Raw genomic sequence first — 19,804 nt, 5'->3', positions numbered from 1 at the left:
GCGCCCACCGCCGACTCGCAGATGATCGCTCAGTCCAGCTCCGCCAGCAGCCGGACGACCTCGTGCCGGTCCGGCGACTCGACCTGGCGGAACAGCGCCAGCGCCCGCATCCAGTGCGAGCGGGCGGCGGCCGGGTCGGTGGCCCGCAGGCAGCGGGCGATGCCGTCGAGCGCCCGCGCCTGCTCGTAGCGGGCACCCAGCCGGGTGGCGTCGGTGAGTACCCGGCGGTGCAGGTCCAGCGCGCTGGAGACGTCGCCCTGGTCGAGGATCGCCCGGGCCAGCAGGTTGCGCGACGCGCACTGGCCGATCCGGTCGCCCACCTCCATCATCGCCACCAGCGCCTCCCGGTGCATCGCGGCGGCGACCTCGGGGCGACCCGCAGCGCGCTCCATCACGGCGAGCTCGTTGAGAACCTCGCCCTCCCCGAACCGGTTGCCGGCGTTCCGCTTCAGTTGCAGCGCGGCCCGCAACAGCCGGCGGGCCGGCGCGACGTCGCCCATCCGGTGCCGGATCATCCCGACGTGCCCGACCGCGTGCGCCAGCTGGATGCGGTCGTCCACCTGCCGGGCCAGCTGGAGGTGCTGGCGGCCGGTCCGGAGTGCCTCCTCGTAACGTCCCCAGCAGAGCAGCGCGAAGGACAGGTTGTTCAGCAGGTTCGCCAACTCCGCCGTCTCGGCCGCTATCCGGATCAGTGCCGACGATTCGTCGAAGCACTCCTTGCTGCGCCGGAAGTCGCCATTGGCGGCGTAGGACGCGCCAAGGTTGCCCAGGGTGTTGCGCATCTCGTCGCGCAACCCGCCCCGACGGACCAGATCGAGGCCCAGCTCCATCAACCGGATCGCCTCACCGAACCGGGCCAGCCGGTAGTACGCCGAGGAGAGGTAGTTCAGCATCACCGCGACGGCCTCGTCGTCGCCCAGCCGCTCGGCGGCGCGCAGGCCGACGGTGTGCGTCTCGATCAGCTCGTCCAGGTGACCGCCAATGAAATGGGAACGCCAGCAGGCGCGGGTCAGCTGCCAGCAGTGCCGCAGGAAGCCCTCGGCCTCGGCCAGCCGGATCAGGACGGTCAACGCCGCCCGGTTCTCGTCGAACCAGCCACGGCCCTGGCCCGCCGACGCGGCGACCAGCTCGGGACGGGATGGATCGGGGAGTCGGAACCTGCTCCGGCTGCCCGCCGACTCGATCGTCCGCGAGATCGTCGCGGCCACGTGCAGGTGGTAGTCGAGCAGGCGCTCGATGGCGGGGGCGCGCTCAGCCGCGTGCTCCGGCTCGGCGAGCAGCAGCCGGGCGTACTCGCGGATCAGGTCGTGCAGCCGGTACCGGCCCGGCTCGACCTCCTCGGCCAGGTGCGAGTCGACCAGCTCGTCGAGCAGGTCCTGCGTCTCGGGCAGCGGCAGCTCGGCGAGGGCGGCGGCGACCCGGTTGTCGAACCGTACGCCGGGATGCAGGCCCAGGAACCGGAACAGCCGCTGTGCCGCCGGCGACACCTGGGCGTACGACAGGGCGAACGCCTGTCCCACCGAACGCTGCCCGGCGGCCAGCTCGGCCAGCGGACCAGCGCCGGTGACCAGCCGCTCGGCCAGGTCGGCGACCCGCCAGCGGGGCCGGTGCGCCAACCGTGCGCCGGCCAGCCGGATCGCCAGCGGCAGGTACCCGCAGCGGCGCACCACCTCGGCCGCCGCCTGCGGTTCGGCCGCCACCCGCTCCTGGCCGGCAACCCGGCCGAGCAGTTCGATCCCCTCGTCCGGATCGAGGACCGGCAGGGACGAGGGCCGCCCCTCGTCCAGGCCGACCAGCCGGCGGCGGCTGGTGATCAGCACCAGGCAGTCCGGGCCGGTGGGCAGCAGCGGCGCCACCTGGTCGGCGCCGGCGGCGTTGTCGAGCACCACCAGGGCCCGCCGGCCGGCCAGCTCGCTGCGCCACACCGCGAGCCGGTCGTCCAGGTCCAGCGGGACCCGCTCCGCCGGCACCCCGAGCTGGCGGAGCAGCGTGGCCACCGCCGCAGCGGGCGTCAGCGGGGTCCGTTCGCTGTGCCCGTGCAGGTCCACGAAGAGGTGCGCGTCCGGGTAGCGATCCGCCAGGGCGGCCGCGACGTGCACGGCCAGGGTGGTCTTGCCGCTGCCGGCCATCCCGTCGATCAGCTGGATCCGGGCGCCCTCCTCCTCGATTTCCTTCACCAGCCGGGCCATCGTCTGCTGCCGGCCGGTGAAGTCGCTGATCGCCCGGGGCAACGACCGGACGGGGGCCACCGACCGGTTCTCCGGCCCGCCCAGCGCCAGGTCACCGGCGAGCACCCGCTGGTGCAGCTCCTGCAACGCCACGCCGGGTTCGATGCCCAGCTCCTCGGCGTAGATCCGCCGGCCCTCCCGGTAGACGGCGAGCGCGTCCGCCTGCCGTCCCATCGCGGCGAGGGCGAGCATCAGCTGGCCGCGCAGCCGTTCCCGCAGCGGGTGCCGGTCGACGCACTCGGCCAGCTCGTCGACCAGGTCGGCGGCCTGCCGCAGCCGCAGCTCGACGTCGACGCACTCCTCCAGGGCGGCGAGCCGCTGCTCGTCGAGGGTCTGCGCCCGCCGGCGCACGGCCCGGCTCCGGATGCCGCTCAACGCCGGCCCGCGCCACAACCCGAGCGCCTGCCGGTAGTGCCGGCGCGCCTCGGCCGGCTGCCCGGCCGCGACCGCGGCGCGGGCGGTCTCGACCGTACGGGCGAAGACCTCGAAGTCCAGGTCGGCCGGTTCGACGCGGATGCCGTAGCCGCCCGGGTCGGTGACGATCACGTCGGCCGGCAGGCCGAGCGCGGCGAGCCGCTGGCGCAGCCGGGAGACGCAACTGTGCAGCTGGGCCTTGGCGGTGGCCGGCGGGCGTTCCTCCCAGACCGCGTCGACCAGTTCCTCCACCGGTACGACCCGACCGGCCCGCAGCAGCAGCATGGCGAGCACGACCCGGTCCCGGCCCGCGGTGACGGTGGCCTCGCCGCCGCCGACCCGCAGAGGTCCCAGGATCCCGAACCGCATCCGCTCCCCCCGCACGCCGTGGTGCAACTTCCAGCAGCGTAGCCCGCGGGTGCCCGCTCGCCCCGGCGAGGCGATAGCGATCCGATAGCGGAACGACAGCAGCGGGGCCGACACTCGACTGGGTTGTCGGTGACGGCATCCGACGGGGGCGGTGCGCCCGTCCGGGTGGGATTTCCGGACGGGCGCACCGATGTCGAGGTACGACCAACGAGCAGGGGCGCCGGGCCAGTGGCCCGACGCCCCGTTCTCCGGGTCCGGAAGGTCAGCGCCGACCGACGGTCAGCACCGGCTTGGTGACCTCGGCGAAGAAGTCGTTGCCCTTGTCGTCGACCACGATGAACGCCGGGAAGTCCTCGACCTGGATCTTCCAGACCGCCTCCATGCCCAGCTCCGGGTATTCGAGCACCTCGACGTGCTTGATGCAGTCCTGGGCGAGCCGGGCCGCCGGGCCGCCGATCGAGCCGAGGTAGAAGCCGCCGTGCTGCTGGCAGGAGCGGGTGACCTGGGCCGAGCGGTTGCCCTTGGCGAGCATCACCTGGGAGCCGCCGGCGGCCTGGAACTTCTCCACGTAGGCGTCCATCCGGCCGGCGGTCGTCGGGCCGAACGAGCCGGAGGCGTAGCCCTCCGGGGTCTTGGCCGGGCCGGCGTAGTAGACGGCGTGGTCACGCAGGTACTGCGGCATCGGCTCGCCCGCGTCCAGCCGCTCGGCGATCTTCGCGTGGGCGATGTCCCGGGCGACGACCAGCGGACCGGTCAGCGACAGCCGGGTCTTCACCGGGTACTTCGACAGCTCGGCGCGGATCTCGTCCATCGGCCGGTTGAGGTCCACCTTGACGACCAGTTCGGCGTCCAGCGTCTCGTCGGTGACGTCGGGCAGGAACCGGGCCGGGTCGGTCTCCAGCCGCTCCAGCCAGACGCCGGACGGGGTGATCTTGGCGACCGCCTGTCGGTCGGCCGAGCAGGAGACGGCGATCGCCACCGGGCAGGAGGCGCCGTGCCGGGGCAGCCGGACGACCCGCACGTCGTGGCAGAAGTACCGGCCGCCGAACTGTGCGCCGATGCCGAAGTTGCGGGTCAGCTCCAGCACCTGGGCCTCCAGCTCCAGGTCCCGGAAGCCGTGCGCGGTCATCGAGCCGGAGGTGGGCAGCGCGTCGAGGTACTTGGCCGAGGCGTACTTGGCGGTCTTCAGGGCGTACTCGGCGGAGGTGCCGCCGATGACGATGGCCAGGTGGTACGGCGGGCAGGCCGCGGTGCCGATGAGCCGCAGCTTCTCCTCCAGGAACTGCATCATCCGCGTCGGATTCAACAGCGCCTTGGTTTCCTGGTAGAGGTAGGACTTGTTGGCCGAGCCGCCCCCCTTGGCCATGAAGAGGAACTTGTACGCGTCCGGGTGCCCGTCCGGGTCCTCGGCGTAGAGCTCCACCTGGGCCGGCAGGTTGCTGCCGGTGTTCCGCTCGTCCCACATGGTCAGCGGGGCGAGCTGCGAGTAGCGCAGGTTGAGCCGGGTGTACGCCTGGTAGACACCACGGGAGATCGCCTCGGCGTCGGCGCCGTCGGTGAGCACGTGCCGGCCGCGCTTGCCCATCACGATCGCGGTGCCGGTGTCCTGGCACATCGGCAGCACACCACCGGCGGCGATGTTGGCGTTGCGCAGCAGGTCGAGCGCGACGAACCGGTCGTTCGGCGAGGCCGCCGGGTCGTCGATGATCGACCGGAGCTGGGCCAGGTGGGCGGGGCGCAGGAAGTGGGCGATGTCGTGCATCGCCTCGGCGGTCAGCGCGGTCAGCGCGGCGGGCTCCACGGTGAGGAACCGGCGGCCACCCGGGCCGTTGACGACATCGACGCCCTCGTCGGTGACCAGGCGGTACTCCGTCTGGTCGGGACCGGTCGGCAGCAAGGGGGCGTACGAGAACGCGGCGGCACTGCTCATGACGGGAAAGCCTAGGGCAGACCGGTCGATCGGTGGCACCCGCCGGGTGCGTCGTGGGATGCCGCTCTCACCCGGGCGGGGCCGCCGCGCTCAGCTGTCCTTGTCACCCGGGTCGGGGCAGAGTTCCCGCTTCGGTCCGCAGTCCGGCTGGTCCCCGGGGCCGCCCCCGGTGTTCGGGCCGGGGACGCCCCCGGTGTCGGGGTCGGGGACACCGCCATCGTCGGGCGGCGGCTCGGCGCCACCACCGCCGAACCGGACGTACCCGATCTCCCGGCCCTCCCCGATGATCATGCCGTCCGGACCGACCGCCAGCGCGTTCGCGCTGGTCCGCAGCACCACGAGTTCCCGACCGGTGCGCGGGTCGAGCGCCACCAGCCGGTTCGGCTTGTCCTGGGTGAGGATCGCCGCGTACGGGGTGAGCGCCGCGCCCGGCCGGTCGCCGACGGGACGGTTCCAGCGGACCCGGTCGACGCCCAGCTCCCGGCCGACGACGGTGTCCTTGTCGGCGGTGCGCACCAGCGCGTACCGGTCGTCGACGGCGAGCAGCTTCTCGCCCTCCGCATCGACGAGCAGCAGCCGCCCGTCGTACCCGTCGATGACCGCCTCCCGGCCGTCCGGCGCCACGCCGATCAGCACGTTCCGCGCGCCCTGCGGGTCCTCGCGCTGCGCGCAGCCGGCGCTGTCGGCGGTCCGCAGGTTGACCCCGGCCTTGCGCCACGCCTCCTGGCCGGTGGCCGGGTCGCGGGCGGAGATGACGTACTGGCAGGTGCCGTCCCGGGAGACGGCGTGGATCCGGAGCATCCGGCCGCCGATCACGGCGAGCCGCTCGTCCCGCCCGGGCTCGACGTTCTGCACCACCCGCCCGGTGGCGGTGTCCACCACGTGCACCCGGCCGTCGACCGGGAAGCCGAGCAGCGGCGGCACCGACTCGGGGCCGGCCACCCCGCCGTCGATCCGGGGCGCGGTGAGCCGGCGGGTGCCGAGCAGGTTGGGGTTGTCGGCGAACAGGCCGGTGCTGACGCCGGGCAGGAACGCCGTCCAGAGTGGCCGGGTGCCGCGCGGGTCCCAGGCGGTCAGGGTGCAGTCGGTCGGCTCGACGCAGTGCGCGTCGAGCAGCATGTTCCGGTACGTCCAGACGGCCACCGCGTCGTCGTCGCGCCGGCGCACCACCCCGGTCGTCGGGTCGAGCAGTTCGTACCCCTTGACCAGCAGCTTGCCCACCGCGACGACCGGGTCCCGGGTCCCGCCGGCCACCGCCGCCCAGTCCGCCTTGCGCTCCCAGAGCTGCGTGCCGGTGGCCAGGCTGCGCGCCTCGACCCGGGTCCGCTGCTCGATCACGACGGTGTCCCCGGCGATGGTCACGCTCTTCGGGGTCCCGCCGATACGCTGCTGCCAGACAACGTCCGGGTCGGAGATCGGCTGCCGGCGGTCGACCCAGTCCCAGATTGCGGGGAACGGGTTCCAGACCCCGGTGGCGGCGAGCACGACCACGGTGACGAGCCCCAGCAGCAACCAGCCGCGTACGCCAAGGCCCTTCACACCGCACACGGTAGCGACGATCACCGAACTCCCCCGGCCCCGCGCCGGAGTGTCGCCGCCCTTTCTGCGCGCCGGCGCCGGGCGTCGGGGCTGCCCGGCGCGACAGCGCCGAGCGTCAGCCGGGCGCGGCGGCGGAGCGGACCAGGGGCAGGACGCGGTACGGGATCTGCTCGGCCAGCGCGATGATCGTGGAGGCGCGGCGGATGCCCTCGTACGAGACGATCTGGTCGATCACCCGCTGGAGGTCGGTGTTGGACCTGGCGACGATCCGGCAGAGCAGGTCGCTGGAGCCGGTGATGGTGTGCGCCTCCAGCACCTCGGGGATGGCCGCCAGGTGGGCGGTGACCGCGTCGTGGCCGTGCCGCTGGCTGATCTCCAGGGTGACGAAGCTGGTCACCCCGAAGCCGATCGCGGCCGGCGAGACGTCCGGCCCGAAGCCACCGATCACCCGCCGCTCGACCAGCTTGTCCAGCCGGGCCTGGACGGTGCCCCGGGCCACCCCGAGCCGGCGGGAACACTCCAGCACCCCGATCCGGGGCTCGTCGGCGAGCAACTGGATCAACCTGGCGTCCAGCTCGTCGAGCTGTACATCCTGTCCAGCGTTCATGTTTCAACACTCTACCGAATGCGCAGGATGACCAGCGGAAACGGCGACGGTTGCCCAGTGAGCCGGGCCACCGCGATCCTCCTGACAAGAGCATCGGAAACACCGCGACGGCCCACGAGGCCGGCCGGTACGCAAGGGAGGACACCATGACCCAGGCGATCGACCGACCCCAGTCGACCGAGGAGGTCGACGTCGACGCCCTCGTCGGCGCCGTCGACCACGACATCAGCCGGGACCCGTTCCCGGTCAAGGGCCTCGACCACGTGCACTTCCTGGTCGGCAACGCCAAGCAGGCCGCGCACTACTACTCCACCGCCTTCGGCATGACCTGCGTGGCGTACCGGGGGCCGGAGCAGGGCTACCGGGACCACGCCCAGTACGTGCTGACCAGCGGCTCGGCCCGGTTCGTGCTGACCGGCGCGGTCCGCCCGGACGCCGCCGGCGCCGACCACGTCGCCAAGCACAGCGACGGCGTCTCGGACATCGCGCTGGAGGTGCCGGACGTCGACGCCGCGTACGCGCACGCCACCGCCCAGGGCGCGACCGGCCTGGTCGAGCCGCACGACGTCACCGACGAGCACGGCACCGTCCGGATGGCCGCCATCGCCGCCTACGGCGACACCCGGCACACCCTGGTCGACCGGTCCCGCTACACCGGCCCGTTCCTGCCCGGCTTCGTCGCCCGCGGCCCGATCGTGGACCGCCAGCCGATGATCGACGCCGGTATCCAGCCGAAGCGCTTCTTCCAGGCGGTCGACCACGTGGTCGGCAACGTGGAGCTCGGCCGGATGGACGAGTGGGTCGAGTTCTACAAGCGGGTCATGGGCTTCTCGAACATGGCCGAGTTCATCGGCGACGACATCGCCACCGACTACTCGGCGCTGATGAGCAAGGTCGTCGCCAACGGCACCCGCAAGGTGAAGTTCCCGCTCAACGAGCCGGCGATCGCCCGCAAGAAGTCGCAGATCGACGAGTACCTGGAGTTCTACCAGGGCCCGGGCGCCCAGCACATCGCCGTGGCCACCAACGACATCCTGGCCAGCGTCGACGCGATGCGGGCCGCCGGCGTCGAGTTTCTGGACACCCCGGACTCGTACTACGACGACCCGGAGCTGCGCGCCCGGATCGGCCAGGTCCGGGTGCCGATCGAGGAGCTGAAGTCCCGCAAGATCCTGGTCGACCGGGACGAGGACGGCTACCTGCTCCAGATCTTCACCAAGCCGGTGCAGGACCGCCCGACCGTCTTCTTCGAGCTGATCGAGCGGCACGGCTCGCTCGGCTTCGGCAAGGGCAACTTCAAGGCGCTCTTCGAGGCGATCGAGCGGGAGCAGGAAGCACGCGGCAACCTGTAACACTGTCGAGCGTGACGCAGCCTCCGACGTACCCGACGCCGCCGGCCGGTGGGCCCTCGCCCGCCGCCGGCGGCTTCGCGCCGCCCTCCGGTCCCACCCCCCAGGGGTACGCCGTGCCGCCCCAGCCCGGCCCGTACTCCGGATTGCCGAGCTATCCGCCGGGGCCGCCCGGCGCTCCGCCCCGCCTTCCCTTCCCGGCCGTGCCGCTGAGTCCAGGTGGCCAGCCGCTGGCCAGCTTCGGCGACCGGCTGCTGGCGGTGCTGATCGACGGGCTGGTGCTCGGCGCGGCCAGCCTCGTCGTCATGGTGCCCGCGATGATCTTCTTCCTGGCGGCGGTGGTGCCCGACCTGACCGCCACCACCGCCGACGGCACCTACGCCGAGCCGGACCCGTTCGCGGTCCTGCTGCCCCTGCTCGCCCTGGAGGCCGGGCTGATCCTGCTCCTCCTCGCGATGTCGTACGTCTACCAGGTCGAGATGATGTTCCGGACCGGAGAGACGGTGGGCAAGCGGGTGATGAAGCTGCGGATCGTGCCGCTCGACCCGACCGCCGCGCTGGACCGGAAGACGGCCGCCAAGCGGTGGCTCGCCCACCAGCCCGCCGGGATGCTCATCCCGGGCTTCAGTTACGTCGACGGCCTCTGGCAGCTCTGGGACAAGCCCTGGCAGCAGTGCCTCCACGACAAGTTCGCCCGCACCGTCGTCGTTAAGGTGTCCGGGTGAGCGTTGAACCAGGCTGGTACGTCGACCCCGCTGAGCCCACCACCAGGCGTTGGTGGGACGGCGAGGGTTGGGTCGGCGCGCCCGTCCCGGTCGACGTCACCCCGCCGGAGGGTCCACCGCCACCGGAGCCGCCGCCCGCCCCCGAGCCGCCGGCCTCCCCGGCCGCGCCGGCCACCGGGTTCCCGGCGCCCCCCGGCGCGGGCCCGCAGGCTGTCGGGGCACCGCACCACCACGGCGTCCCGCCGGGCGTCGGGCTGCCCGGCCCGGGCGCGGGCCATCCCCAGGGGCCACCACCCGGCTGGCCGTACCCGACCTGGCCGGGGCGCCCGCCGGAGCCGCGCCCGCACGGCCTGCCGCTGGCCGGGTACGGTGCCCGACTGATCGCCCGCCTGATCGACTTCGGCATCGTCCTGCTGCTCAACGTGGTGGTCAACGGCTGGTTCGTCTGGCGGTTCGCGTTGGAGATCGCCCCGCCGTTCGAGGAGTACTGGCGGCGGGTGAACGCCCGGGACCTGAGCACCGAACCGCTGCCGGCGGCCGGGGCGCAGAGCGGGTCGCTGCTGGCCGTCATCCTGGTGATCGCCACCGCGCTCTGGTTCGCGTACGAGGTGCCCTCGATGGCCGCCCGGGGGCAGACCTTCGGCAAGCGGGTGATGCGCATCAAGGCGGTCTCCGTCGAGGCGGATCAGCCGCTCGGTTTCGGCCGGGCGACCCGCCGGTGGAGCACCCTGGGCACGCCCACCCTGCTCTGGTACTGCTGCGGCCTGGGCCTGCTCTTCCAGCTCGTCGACGCGGTCTCGGCCCTCTTCGACCACCCGCTGCGCCAGGCGCTGCACGACAAGCGCGCCCAGACCGTCGTGGTGCGGCTGCCGCAACCCGGCGGTCCCACCACCCCCGCCACCCCGCACGACCGTGCCGACTCCCCGGGAGACACCCCATGACCGACACCGGACGTCACCAGCCCGCGCTGCGCCTGACCCGCGCCGACCTCGACGCGCTGCCGAACTACGTGCCGGGTCGCAGCCCCGCCGACCTGGCCCGGGAGCTGGGCCTGCCGGAGGCGATCAAGCTGGCCAGCAACGAGGTGCCGTACGGGCCGCTGCCCGGCGTGGTCGAGGCGGTCACCGAGGCGGTCACCGGCTCGCACCGCTACCCGGACATGGGCGTGGTGGCGCTGCGTCAGGCGCTGGCCGAGCGGTACGGCGTGGACGCCGACCGGATCGCCACCGGCTGCGGGTCGGTGGCGCTGGCCGAGCACCTGGTCCGGGCCACCTGCCTGCCCGGCGACGAGCTGCTCTACTCGTGGCGGTCGTTCGAGGCGTACCCGATCATCGCGGCGACCAGCGGCGCGACCAGCGTGCGGGTACCCAACGACGCCGGCCACGGCCACGACCTGGCGGCGATGGCCGCGGCGGTGACCGACCGGACCCGGATGGTGCTGGTCTGCAACCCGAACAACCCCACCGGTACGGCCGTGCGCAAGGCGGAGCTGGACCGGTTCCTCGACTCCGTCGGCGAGGACGTGCTGGTCGTCATCGACGAGGCGTACCGCGAGTTCGTCACCGACCCGGAGGTGCCGGACGGCCTGACCTACCTCGACCGGCCGAACGTGGTGGTGCTGCGCACGCTCTCCAAGGCCTGGGGGCTGGCCGGGCTGCGGATCGGCTTCCTGGTCGCCGCCCCGGAGGTGGCCGCGGCCGTGCGCAAGGTGGTCACCCCCTTCTCCACCAGCATGGCCGCGCAGGCCGGCGCGCTGGCCGCGCTGGCGCAGGCGGACGAGGTCGAGCGGCGCTGCGCGCTGGTCGTCGCCGAGCGGGACCGGGTCACCGAGGCGCTGCGCAAGCTGGTCCCGGACGTGCCGTCCAGCCAGGCCAACTTCGTCTGGCTGCCGCTGGGCGAGCGGGCGGTGGACTTCGGCAAGGCGTGCGAGGCACGCGGGGTCATCGTCCGGCCGTTCGCCGGCGACGGGGTGCGGGTCACCATCGGCACCCCGGCCGAGAACGACGCCTTCCTGGCTGCGGCGGAGTCCGCGCTGGCCTGAGCCGGGGACCGGTCCGCCTCCGCCAACCCCGATCGGAGGCGGACCGGCTCCGCGCGCAACTTTAGCGCCTTTTGTCCTATTTGTCGGTCGGTCGCTCAGGTCACCGCGAGCACGACCGGCTCGGCCATCAGGAAGTACCCCTGGTCGTCGTCGTCCGGACGGGCCCGCTCGCGCAACCGTTCCACGGCCACGTAGCCGCCGGCCGCGTACGCCAGCCCCGGCACCCAGCCGATCCCGTCCTGCCCGAGGGTGAGCGGGAAGCGGGACCGCTGCGCCCCGGTCCTCGGGTCCAGGGTGATCAGATCCCGCTGCCGGCTCAGCACGTGCACCCGACCGGGCTCGACCGCGATCACCCGCACCTCGCCCAGGTCGCCACGCCGCCACCGCTTCTCACCGGTGCGCGCGTCCCAGCCGGTCAGCACGCCGCCGGTGACCGCGATGGCGAACTCGCCGGCGAGGGTGACGTCGTCGGCGCCCAGGGCCGGCGCGGGACGCGGCTCACCCGGGCCGACCAGCCAGCCGCGGCCGTCCGAGGTGCGCAGGCCCCGGCACTGCGAGCGCGGAGTCAGGCACCCCAGCGCCGTGACGGCCAGCTCCGGGCCGGCGCCGGGAGGACGCCAGCGGGTGCCCACCGCGCCGGTCGTCGCGTCGCGGAACTCCACGGTCGCCGGACCGGCGCAGGCGTCCACCGACAGGACCTGGCCGGCGGCCGTGGTCCCGAGATCGGTCCGGCAGTCGGCGTCACCGGCGGCCCGCCACAGCTCCCGGCCGTCGGCCACCGAGTACCCGCGCAGGTCGCCCGCGCCGGACGCCACCAGCGTCGTCCGGCCGCCCGGACCCGACGCGAGGAAGATCCCCCGCGGGTCCCAGACGATGGCCGCACCGGTGCGCCGGGACGGGAAGCCCTTCCCCGGCGGCGGGCCGTCGGCCCGCCAGGCCACCTTCCCGGTACGGCCGTCCAGCGCCACGATCTTCCCGTCGGACCAGCGGCTCACCACCGTGGTACCCGCCACCAGCACCCCGTTGAGCTGGGCCGGCCACCGCCGATACGACCAGAACGGGGTGACCCGGTGCTTGCTGTCGGCCGGCCGGTCGGCGTAGACCTGGCGCTGCGCCGCGTAGACCCGGAGCCGACCGTCGACGATCAGCGGTGCGGCGGGCAGTCGGCCGACCACCCCGGTCGCCGGGGTGTCCAGGGGCGGCAGGTCGTCCTGGGCGGGCGTGACGACCTCGGCGGGGGCCAGCACCCGGTAGCCGATGGCCCCGACGACCCCGAGGGCGAGCAGCGCCGCGACCGCGACGGTGATCCGTCGCCGGCCCTTCGGGACACCCATGCACACCTCCGCCCGGCACCCTACCGAGGCAGCCCGCCGCCGCCCCGCGCAGGTCGCGGCGGCGCGATCCGGCGGTTCAGGCGGCTTCTGCGCCGCTGGCGCGCCGAGCGGCGGCGGCGAGGTCGGCGAGATCGCGCCGGATGGCTCCCTCCACCGCCCGCGCGGCCAGCCCGCCGAAGAGCAGCGCGACCACCCGCCCGTACGGGGCGATCGGCACCGCCTGGTGCTCCACGGTCACCGCGGTGCAGCCGCGGCCCCGACGCCGCACCGTGCGCAGGGTCCAGGTGATCCGGTAGTCCACCCCGATGCCGGGGGAGCTGAGCACGAGTCGGTGCGGCGGCCGGGCCTCCAGCACCACGAACTCCTCCGCCTGGTCACCGCCGTCCGGCCTGGTGCGGGTCTCCCGCCAGGCGGTGCCCGGCCCCAGCCGGCCCTGGGTCAGCAGCTCCACGCCGCCGACGGTGCAGAGCCAGTCGGCCCGGACCGGCAGGTCGACCAGGAGCGCCCACACGTCGTCGGCCCGCGCCTCGATGAACTCGGTGACCGTGACCGTCGACATGACACCTCCCGTGGCGTCCACGGTACGGCGGGTGAGCGCGCCACGGGGGGTCCTGCGGTGGAATTTCCGTCACCGGTGCCCCGGATCGGGGCACCGGTGCGGTCCCGCGGCACGGGTCAGGGACGGAAACCGCCGTGCCGGATCGCCCCGACGAACGCCGTCCAGCCCGGCGGGCCGACGACGAGCACCGGCCCGTCCGGGTCCTTGGAATCACGTATCCCGACCACACCCAGGTCGCGTGCGAGGTTGTCCGCCACCTCCACGCAGAGCCCTTGATCGTTCGACCGACTACTGGTGCGCCAGACCGCGCCCACGAGATCGTCCATGCTCGTACCTCCTGTCCGCTGCGATGTCCCATGCCGGTCACAAACCCACGCCGCCCCCGGACGGGACGGCGTGGGGTGGTGACCGAATCCGGTCGATCAAACGCGGCAGGCGGGCCGGCCGGTCGCACAGCGGGTGCGACCGGCAAATACGCGACTTCAGCGGGCCGGCAGGATCCGCCCGGTAACCTCGCCCAGAGCGACCGTGGTGCCGTCCGGGCCGGGGGCGGTGGCCCGGATGGTGACGGTGTCGCCGTCCTCCAGGAAGGTGCGGGTCTCGCCGCCGCCGACCTTGACCGGCTCGGCGCCGCCCCAGGTCAGCTCCAGGAACGAGCCGACCTGGCCGCGGTCCGGACCGGACACGGTGCCGGAGGCGTAGAGGTCGCCGGTGCGCAGCGAGGCCCCGTTGACGGTGAGGTGGGCGAGCTGCTGGGCGGGCGTCCAGTACATGGTCGCGAACGGCGGCTCGGCCACCCGCTCGCCGTTCCACTCCACCGCCAGGCGCAGGTCCAGCCCCAGGTGCGGGGTGTCGCGCAGGTAGTCCTGCACCGGCGGGTCCTGCTCCGGCGCCGGCACGAACGCGTCGGCGAGCGCGTCCAGCGGGGTCACCCAGGCCGAGATCGAGGTGGCGAAGGACTTCCCCAGGAAGGGGCCGAGCGGCTGGTACTCCCAGGCCTGGATGTCCCGGGCGGACCAGTCGTTGACCAGCACCACCCCGAAGACGTGGTCGGTGAAGTCGGCGGCGGCGACCCGGTCACCGAGGGCGCTCGGCACGCCGACCACGAAGCCCACCTCGGCCTCGATGTCGAGGCGTACGGAGGGGCCGGCGGTCGGGCCCTGCGCGGTGGCGCGCTGCCCGGTGGGGCGGACCACCGGGGTGCCGGAGACGACCACCGTGCCGGCCCGGCCGTGGTAGCCGATCGGCAGGTGCTTCCAGTTGGGCAGCAGCGGCGGCTGGCCGGGGCGGAAGATCTGGCCGACGTTCGAGGCGTGGTGCTCGGAGGAGTAGAAGTCGACGTAGTCCGCCACCTCGAACGGCAGCAGCAGCTCCGCCTCGTCGAGCGGGACCAGCAGCGGCTCCACCGCCGCCCGGTGCGCGGTGTCGGTGAGCAGCTCGACGATCCGCTGCCGGACCGCGGTCCACTGCGGACGGCCGAGCGCCATGAAGTCGTTGAGGGTGGGGCGACCCAGCGCCCCGGCGGCGAGCACCAGGCCGGCCGACTCGGCGCCGGCCAGGTCGAGCACGAAGTCGGCGACGCGTACGCCGATCCGCGGCCCGCGCCCGCCGGCCCGGAACACCCCGTACGGCAGGTTGGTCACCCCGTACGGCGAACCGTCCGCGCCCGTCACCCAGCTCATGCCGCCACTCCGCTCCGCTCCGTGCCGCCATGAGGCACCATCGCACTGCGCCTGCTGATTCGCTCGCTGCGCTCGCTCATTGGTCGTCTCCCCCGTTCACCAGCGCCAGCCGGATCAGATCGGTCAGTGGTTCCAGGATGCTGCACGAGCCGAAGCCGATCCAGAGCGGGCGCTCCTCGTCGCGCCGCGCCCGCGCCTGCTCGACCAGGGGCAGCGGGTCGGTCGCGGCGAGCAGGGCGGCGACGGCGTCCACCTCGGCGCCCTGGGCGGCGGCGAGCGTCGCGGCCAGCACGTTGCCGAAGCCGTGGTGGGTGAAGCCGGTCTCCGGGTCGAGGTGGCGCAGCGCGTGGTGCAGCCCGGCGGTCAGCTTGAACGGCAGGGCCCGGTCGCGGCAGGCGCAGATCACTGCGGCCAGCTCGACCGGGGTGGGGAAGAGTTCGGCGGCCAGTCCGCCGGTGCGGAACTTCGCCGCGACCGGCAGCCCGTCGGCCCGCGCCGCGGCCAGGGTGTCCAGCGCGCCGGTGAGCCCGAAGGTCAGCGGGACCTCGGCGTGGACGTCGACGCTGGTCAGCCGTTCGGCGAGCTTCAGCAGCCCGGCCAGACCGGGCTGCGGGTCCTCGCCGCGCTTGGCGACCGCCGCCTCGACCTGGCGGACGGTGATCCGGGGATCGGCCTCGGCGAGCGCCGCGTCGAGCTGGCCGATCGGCAGGTCACCGATGACGCCGACGGCGAGCCGCTCGCCGGGGCCGAGCAGGTCGGCCAGGGCCGGCAGCGCCGAGGCGGGCAGCAGCAGCGGGCCGACCAGGCCGGCGTACCAGGCGTCGCGGTGCTCGCGGTGCGCGGCGACGGCGTCCGGCAGGGACGCGCTGCCGGGCGGGAAGACGGCGGCGTCGTCGACGAGGCCGGCGAAGAGGCGGGGCACCTGCGTTGACACGAGACAAGAATCTACGGGACGCTACAAGGAACGGACAACAGCGTCCGATTATCGGACGTCACCGGCCGGAGAACGGGACATAACGGGAGGCGACATGCCGTACTACCGCAGCGTCGGCGAGGTGCCCCGCAAGCGGCACACCCAGTTCCGCCAGCCCGACGGCAGCCTCTATGCCGAGGAGCTGATGGGCCAGGAGGGCTTCTCCTCCGACTCGTCCCTGCTCTACCACCGGTACGCGCCCACCGCGATCGTCGCCGCCGAGGAGTTCACCCCGCCGGCGTACACCCGGGTGCCGAACCTCCCGCTCAAGCCGCGCCACCTGCGTACCCACAAGCTCGACGGCACCGGTGCCGACCCGGTCCTCGGCCGGCGCTACCTGCTGGCCAACGACGACGTGCGGATCGCGTACGTGCTGTCCGACCGGCCGTCCCCGCTCTACCGCAACGCCACCGGCGACGAGTGCCTCTACGTGGAGGCCGGCACGCTGCGGGTGGAGTCGACCTTCGGCGTGCTCGACGCGGTCGCCGGCGACTATGTGATCATCCCCACCTCCACGGTGCACCGGCTGGTGCCGACCGGCGACGGTCCCACCCGGCTGCTCGCCGTCGAGGCCAGCGGCCACATCGGCCCGCCCAAGCGCTACCTGTCGGTGCGCGGCCAGTTCCTGGAGCACTCGCCGTACTGCGAGCGGGACGTCCGGGGACCGGACGCGCCGCTGCTGGTCGACGGCACCGACGTCGAGGTGCTGGTACGCCACCGGCGCGGGTGGACGAAGCACGTCTACGCCAACCACCCGTTCGACGTGGTGGGCTGGGACGGGCACATGTACCCGTGGGCCTTCTCCATCCACGACTTCGAGCCGATCACCGGCCGGATCCACCAGCCGCCGCCCGTGCACCAGACCTTCCAGGGCCCGAACTTCGTCATCTGCTCGTTCGTCCCGCGCAAGGTGGACTACCACCCGGACGCCATTCCGGTGCCGTACAACCACCACAACGTGGACTCCGACGAGATGCTCTTCTACACCGGCGGCAACTACGAGGCCCGGCGCGGTTCCGGCATCGAGCAGGGCTCCATCTCGCTGCACCCGTCGGGCTTCACCCACGGGCCGCAGCCGGGTGCGGCGGAGCGCTCCATCGGGATCGACTTCTTCGACGAGCTGGCCGTCATGGTGGACACCTTCCGCCCGCTCGACCTCTGCGACGCGGCCGGCGAGTGCGAGGACGAGGGGTACGCCTGGACCTGGTCCCGGCGCCCCTGACGGCGCTCAGGCGGTCGGTGCCTCGTACACCAGGGCCACCGCGACGCCGGCGAGCCCCTCGCCGCGTCCGGTGAAGCCGAGCCCGTCGCTGGTGGCGGCGGAGACGGTGACCGGCGCGCCGACCGCCGCGGAGAGCACCCGCTGCGCCTCCTCGCGGCGCGGCCCGATCTTCGGACGGTTGCCGACCACCTGGACCGAGACGTTGCCGATCTCGAAGCCGGCCGCGCGGACCCGCCGGGCCGACTCGGTCAGCAGCGCCACCCCGGAGGCGCCGGCCCACTCGGGCTGGTCGACGCCGAAGTTCGCGCCGAGGTCGCCGAGCCCGGCGGCGGAGAGCAGCGCGTTGCAGGCGGCGTGCGCGACCACGTCGGCGTCGGAGTGACCGGCCAGGCCGTCCTGGCCCGGCCAGTGCAGTCCGGCCAGCCAGCAGGGCCGGCCGGGCGCGAAGGCGTGGATGTCGGTGCCGACGGCCACCCGAGGAACGATCATGAGCCGAGGGTACGCGTCAGTGGCCGGCGGCCAGCAGATGCTCGGCGAACGCGAGGTCGAACGGGCGGGTGACCTTCAGCGCGTACTCCGAGCCGGGCACGCAGAACACCGGTACGCCCTGCTTCTCGACCAGCCCCGCGTCGTCGGTGAGCGGATCGCCCGCCGCGGCGTGCGCGGCGGTCAGCACGCTCCGGCGGAAGCCCTGCGGGGTCTGCACGGCGCGCAGCGCGGAACGGTCGACGGTGCCGAGGACCACCTCGCCCGCGCCGACCTCCTTGATCGTGTCGACCACCGGGAGCACCGGGATCACCGCGTGGTGCCCGGAACGGACCGCCCCGGCCACCGACTCGGCCAGCTCCGGTGGGGTGAGCGCGCGGGCGGCGTCGTGCACGAGCACGATGTCGGGCCCCGGCGGCACGGCGGCCAGGGCGGCCGCCACGGACGCCTGCCGCTCCGCGCCACCGGGCACGACCACCACCGGCGCCACGGGTGCCAGCAACCGCCGGACCGACTCCACCTCGGCCGCCGGGGCGGCCACCACGATGGTGTGCACCGAGGGCGCGGCCGCGATCCGGCGTACCGCGTGCACCAGCAGCGGCTCGCCGCCGAGCAGGCGCAGCGCCTTCGGCGCGCCCGGACCGAGGCGTACCCCGGCGCCGGCAGCAGGAACGAGGACCGCGACGTCACCGCGCGGATTGAGCTGCGCGGTCACGTCGCGGTCCTCGGATTTCTTTGCCGGCGTCCGGGTACGACGATGCTGTGGGGACTACGCCTCGCCCAGCACCTTGTCGAGCAGCGTCTCCGCCTCGTCCTTGGTGCTCTTCTCGGCCAGCGCGACCTCGCCGACGAGAATGTCGCGGGCCTTGGCGAGCATGCGCTTCTCGCCCGCGGACAGGCCCCGCTCCCGCTCCCGGCGCCACAGGTCGCGGACGACCTCGGCGACCTTCAGCGGGTTGCCGGAGGCCAGCTTCTCCAGATTCGCCTTGTAACGCCGCGACCAGTTGGTCGGCTCCTCGGTGTGCGGTGCACGGAGCACGTCGAAGACCTTGCCGAGGCCCTCTTCGCCGACCACCTCGCGTACGCCCACGATCTCGGCGTTCTCAGCGGGCACCCGGACCGTCAGGTCACCCTGCGCGACCCTCAGGACGAGGTATTCCCTGGGCTCGCCCTTGATGACCCGAGTCTCGATTGCCTCGATGAGTGCGGCCCCGTGGTGGGGGTAAACAACGGTCTCGCCGACACTGAAAACCATAGGTTCGAAACCCCTTTCGCTGTGTCTAGGGTAACACGCTCAGGCACCGATGTCTCACCGCTGTCCTGACCGTTGGCGCAGCTCAGGGGCCCTGTGAGAGGTATTTCTTCAGCTTGACAGGCAGTCAAACCGATGGTTTGAGCACGCTCCGTGACGAACGGATGACAACCCGGTACGGGTGATCGGAGCGTGGATTTCTCGGGCTATGCGCTTTTCCCATGGTAGCCCGGCAGCGCCCGGCCCGCCCAGGTCTGGCGGCAGGAGGGGGCGGTGCGGGACGCTGGAGGGGTACCGCTGTCCGCTCACGAGCCACTTCCCCGGGGGTCCGATGGGCATGCCTGACGCAGAGGGCCACGGCCCGTCCGACGGGCTGCCCGACCTGCCTCCGGAGTGGGGTCGGGTGGTCGTACCGGACGACGCGTCGGCGCTGGCCGAGGAGGCCGAGCAGCTCCGTCGCGAGCTGCGGCGCCGGGCCTCCGGCGCGCGCTGGCGCCAGCGGTTGGGCCTGACCCCGCGCGCCGACGGCGGGCCACCCCTCGCCCTGCCCGTGCTGATCCTGGTGGTGGCCCTGCTCACCACCATCGGCGGCCTGCTCGCCGTCACCTGGCCCCGCTCACCCCGGGGCACCGAGCGGCCGACCGTCCTGCCGTTCCCGTCGGCCGCCTCGCCCGGCACGCTGACCGGCCGGCCGCTGCCGGCGCTGGACCTGGTCGACGCCGGCCAGTCGCCGGTGCCGCTGCGGCGGCTGCTGCCCGCGATGATCATTCTGGTGGACGCCTGTGCCTGCGCCGAACAGGTCGCCGCGGCGGCGGCCGCCGCACCCGCCGGCGTCTCGGTGGTCACCGTCACCGGCGGCCGTACGGTCGGCCCCGACCCCGTTCCCGGCGGCCCGGTACGCGCCCTCGCCGACCCCGCCGGCGGCGTACGGGCGGCGCTGCACCTCGGCCCCCGCCCCGGCACCGCCACCGCCCTGCTGGTCGACCGCTCCGGCACGGTCCAGCGGGTGATCCCCGACCTGGCCATCGCCGGCGACTACCGCGCCGACCTCGCCCGCCTGGTCCGCTGACCCCTGCGTCGCGGTCCTTCACGGA

Annotated in this window: 18 protein-coding genes; 6 read left to right on the top strand and 12 right to left on the bottom strand. The window is 73.6% G+C overall.

The window, feature by feature from the left end; genetic code table 11:
- Positions 1–29 precede the first annotated feature (29 nt).
- From GA0074696_RS04890 to GA0074696_RS04875, 4 genes are all read right to left on the bottom strand, one after another.
- Positions 30–3,011, bottom strand: a complete 2,982-nt coding sequence (locus GA0074696_RS04890; protein WP_088959989.1) for an AfsR/SARP family transcriptional regulator — start codon at positions 3,009–3,011, stop codon at positions 30–32.
- A gap of 262 nt (positions 3,012–3,273) precedes the next feature.
- Positions 3,274–4,941 carry a fumarate hydratase gene (locus tag GA0074696_RS04885; protein WP_088959988.1) on the bottom strand — a complete coding sequence of 556 codons (1,668 nt, stop codon included), beginning with the start codon at positions 4,939–4,941 and terminating at the stop codon, positions 3,274–3,276.
- Between the two features lie 90 nt (positions 4,942–5,031).
- The gene (locus GA0074696_RS04880; protein WP_407940595.1) at positions 5,032–6,453 is read right to left on the bottom strand and encodes a hypothetical protein; all 1,422 of its coding nucleotides are present in this window, start codon (positions 6,451–6,453) and stop codon (positions 5,032–5,034) included.
- A 142-nt stretch (positions 6,454–6,595) separates the two neighbouring features.
- A complete protein-coding gene (locus GA0074696_RS04875; RefSeq protein ID WP_088959987.1) occupies positions 6,596–7,087 on the bottom strand; it encodes an Lrp/AsnC family transcriptional regulator in 492 nt (163 codons plus the stop codon).
- A gap of 146 nt (positions 7,088–7,233) precedes the next feature.
- On the opposite strand from GA0074696_RS04875, the gene hppD reads away from it, so the two are divergent.
- From hppD to hisC, 4 genes are read left to right on the top strand one after another with little or no spacing between them, the layout of a single operon-like run.
- Positions 7,234–8,439: a 4-hydroxyphenylpyruvate dioxygenase gene (hppD, locus tag GA0074696_RS04870; RefSeq protein WP_088959986.1), complete on the top strand. Its 1,206-nt coding sequence runs from the start codon at positions 7,234–7,236 to the stop codon at positions 8,437–8,439.
- An 11-nt stretch (positions 8,440–8,450) separates the two neighbouring features.
- Positions 8,451–9,161: an RDD family protein gene (locus tag GA0074696_RS04865; RefSeq protein ID WP_088959985.1), complete on the top strand. Its 711-nt coding sequence runs from the start codon at positions 8,451–8,453 to the stop codon at positions 9,159–9,161.
- Positions 9,158–10,102: an RDD family protein gene (locus GA0074696_RS04860; protein ID WP_088959984.1), complete on the top strand. Its 945-nt coding sequence runs from the start codon at positions 9,158–9,160 to the stop codon at positions 10,100–10,102. The genes GA0074696_RS04865 and GA0074696_RS04860 overlap by 4 nt, the downstream gene beginning before the upstream one ends.
- The gene (gene hisC, locus GA0074696_RS04855) at positions 10,099–11,202 is read left to right on the top strand and encodes a histidinol-phosphate transaminase (RefSeq protein WP_088959983.1); all 1,104 of its coding nucleotides are present in this window, start codon (positions 10,099–10,101) and stop codon (positions 11,200–11,202) included. Before GA0074696_RS04860 ends, hisC begins: the two co-directional genes overlap by 4 nt.
- 95 nt (positions 11,203–11,297) lie before the next feature.
- On the opposite strand, the gene GA0074696_RS04850 is transcribed toward hisC, so the two are convergent.
- The 5 genes from GA0074696_RS04850 to GA0074696_RS04830 all read right to left on the bottom strand — a co-directional run bounded on the left by GA0074696_RS04850 (position 11,298) and on the right by GA0074696_RS04830 (position 15,711).
- Complete coding sequence (locus GA0074696_RS04850; RefSeq protein ID WP_088959982.1) at positions 11,298–12,536, bottom strand: outer membrane protein assembly factor BamB family protein; 1,239 nt, start codon at positions 12,534–12,536, stop codon at positions 11,298–11,300.
- A gap of 76 nt (positions 12,537–12,612) precedes the next feature.
- Entirely contained in the window at positions 12,613–13,095 is a 483-nt protein-coding gene (locus GA0074696_RS04845) for an SRPBCC family protein (protein ID WP_088959981.1), read from the bottom strand.
- Positions 13,096–13,211: 116 nt separating this feature from the next.
- Complete coding sequence (locus tag GA0074696_RS04840) at positions 13,212–13,421, bottom strand: DUF397 domain-containing protein (protein ID WP_088959980.1); 210 nt, start codon at positions 13,419–13,421, stop codon at positions 13,212–13,214.
- 156 nt (positions 13,422–13,577) lie between these two features.
- Entirely contained in the window at positions 13,578–14,777 is a 1,200-nt protein-coding gene (gene fahA / locus GA0074696_RS04835; RefSeq protein ID WP_088959979.1) for a fumarylacetoacetase, read from the bottom strand.
- Between the two features lie 76 nt (positions 14,778–14,853).
- The gene (locus GA0074696_RS04830; RefSeq protein ID WP_088959978.1) at positions 14,854–15,711 is read right to left on the bottom strand and encodes a hypothetical protein; all 858 of its coding nucleotides are present in this window, start codon (positions 15,709–15,711) and stop codon (positions 14,854–14,856) included.
- A gap of 94 nt (positions 15,712–15,805) precedes the next feature.
- Between GA0074696_RS04830 and GA0074696_RS04825 the strand changes: the two genes are divergently transcribed.
- Complete coding sequence (locus GA0074696_RS04825; protein WP_088959977.1) at positions 15,806–16,972, top strand: homogentisate 1,2-dioxygenase; 1,167 nt, start codon at positions 15,806–15,808, stop codon at positions 16,970–16,972.
- Positions 16,973–16,978: 6 nt separating this feature from the next.
- Here the strand turns inward: GA0074696_RS04825 and ispF are convergent, their stop codons facing one another.
- From ispF to GA0074696_RS04810, 3 genes are read right to left on the bottom strand one after another with little or no spacing between them, the layout of a single operon-like run.
- Positions 16,979–17,461 carry a 2-C-methyl-D-erythritol 2,4-cyclodiphosphate synthase gene (ispF, locus tag GA0074696_RS04820; RefSeq protein WP_088959976.1) on the bottom strand — a complete coding sequence of 161 codons (483 nt, stop codon included), beginning with the start codon at positions 17,459–17,461 and terminating at the stop codon, positions 16,979–16,981.
- Positions 17,462–17,477: 16 nt separating this feature from the next.
- Positions 17,478–18,173, bottom strand: a complete 696-nt coding sequence (gene ispD / locus GA0074696_RS04815) for a 2-C-methyl-D-erythritol 4-phosphate cytidylyltransferase (RefSeq protein ID WP_088959975.1) — start codon at positions 18,171–18,173, stop codon at positions 17,478–17,480.
- Between the two features lie 54 nt (positions 18,174–18,227).
- Complete coding sequence (locus GA0074696_RS04810) at positions 18,228–18,713, bottom strand: CarD family transcriptional regulator (RefSeq protein ID WP_088959974.1); 486 nt, start codon at positions 18,711–18,713, stop codon at positions 18,228–18,230.
- A 328-nt stretch (positions 18,714–19,041) separates the two neighbouring features.
- Here GA0074696_RS04810 and GA0074696_RS04805 point away from each other — a divergent pair, with 328 nt between their 5' ends.
- Positions 19,042–19,779 carry a hypothetical protein gene (locus GA0074696_RS04805; protein WP_088959973.1) on the top strand — a complete coding sequence of 246 codons (738 nt, stop codon included), beginning with the start codon at positions 19,042–19,044 and terminating at the stop codon, positions 19,777–19,779.
- Positions 19,780–19,804 lie beyond the last annotated feature (25 nt).

Source organism: Micromonospora purpureochromogenes (assembly GCF_900091515.1).
Classification (GTDB): Bacteria; Actinomycetota; Actinomycetes; order Mycobacteriales; family Micromonosporaceae; genus Micromonospora; species Micromonospora purpureochromogenes.
Note: the sequence above shows the minus strand (reverse complement) of the source record. Positions and strands in the feature narration are given on the sequence as shown.